The 1,221-nt window shown below is 38.1% G+C and carries 2 protein-coding genes and 1 pseudogene; all 3 read right to left on the reverse strand.

The genetic code is table 11. The features are described from left to right. Window positions 1–624 (reverse strand): zonular occludens toxin domain-containing protein (locus C2M25_RS20725; protein WP_325051053.1); only part of this gene is annotated, 624 nt, incomplete at its 3' end. 2 nt (window positions 625–626) lie between these two features. Next, window positions 627–944 carry a hypothetical protein gene (locus tag C2M25_RS20730; RefSeq protein ID WP_105182016.1) on the reverse strand — a complete coding sequence of 106 codons (318 nt, stop codon included), beginning with the start codon at window positions 942–944 and terminating at the stop codon, window positions 627–629. Between the two features lie 3 nt (window positions 945–947). Beyond that, window positions 948–1,221: pseudogene (locus C2M25_RS20735) on the reverse strand (hypothetical protein); the annotation flags it as partial.

The following is a 1,221-nucleotide window of genomic DNA, read 5'->3' on the forward strand; positions in this document are numbered from 1 at the left end:
CGGTGCAGCTTCTTTTACGCTTTGGTCACTTTTCGTATGAGACTTGTAAAACTTAAAATACTTAGCTTCATACTCACGTTCGTGAGTAGCAACAACCGTTGCGTTTGTTGCCGAAGACCCATCATGGACTTTTAGAATGTATTTATCATCCTGACCCATCATTGATTTTTTGATAGCACGATAATGGTTAGCCACTAAATCGCGTATATCTCTATCTACTTTTCTAAAGTTTTGAGTAATCAGCATTATGTCGAAACCGTAGTGACGATGCATATCGTAAAACTGTTTTACTTCTTTATCGGTGCCTTGCTGGGGAAGTGCTAAGTGACATTCATCAACAAAGAAGTAAACACGATTACCTTCTTCGTTTTGCCAATCTTCATATTGAAGGTAATGCTCTTTTTTAGAGAACGGGCGTTGACCACCGTAGTTGTGAAACTCACCGTCAATAACTTCAATTAAGTCTCGGCAATACTCACCATAGATAGAACAAAAGTGTTCAACATCAAGCGGTAAGTTTGTTACTACTTTTCGTTTGTGTTCTGTCACTGTTGGGATGATATGGCGGACAACCGCTTCATAGCTTTTGCCGCCGCCCGTTTTACCAGAGATACCATGAATCATGCTTAACTCCCCAATCTAACAAATGGAATTAACTGCAATAAGAACCGAATTCCTAATGAAATTATTATCATGCTCATTGCTTGAGATAGTCCTAACGATGAGGCATAGAAGGAAACGGCAGGGGGTAATGAATTAATATGTGACGCGATATCCAAACCAGCAAACACACTATCAAGGCCATGAATTGCTAAGATAGATATTTCAAGGAAGCTTTCAAATATCCAAATAGCCAGATCTTTTAATAGTTCTAACACTGTTAAAACGATGCTATATAAAAATTCTTTCGCTTCATTCCACGTTTCTTGTAACCAATCAAGCATGACTTAACCTCCAAAAATCAAACGGCGACAAAGAAAAGCCGCTGAAATTAAAATAAACACTTTAAGAATTGCTAATAGGCCAGCATCAGGAACGGGAAGTTCAGAACAACCAAAATCCATAAATTGACCTAATTTAAAACAAATACTGGTATCAGGTGCAACTCCGCCGCCATTGAACTTAAATTGTTGTAAAAATTGATAGGCTTCTGTTTGCTGAAATTCACCTGACTTTTCTTGCCATACACCCGCAAAACCTTCTTCATATTCTGATTCATAA

Origin of the sequence: Pseudoalteromonas sp. T1lg21 (genome assembly GCF_002964625.1) — a bacterium.
Classification (GTDB): Bacteria; Pseudomonadota; Gammaproteobacteria; order Enterobacterales; family Alteromonadaceae; genus Pseudoalteromonas; species Pseudoalteromonas gelatinilytica.

Bases quoted from the DNA above. Each gene is read 5' to 3' on its own strand.
- C2M25_RS20730 (WP_105182016.1), bottom strand. From the start codon at position 944: ATGCTTGATTGGTTACAAGAAACGTGGAATGAAGCGAAAGAATTTTTA.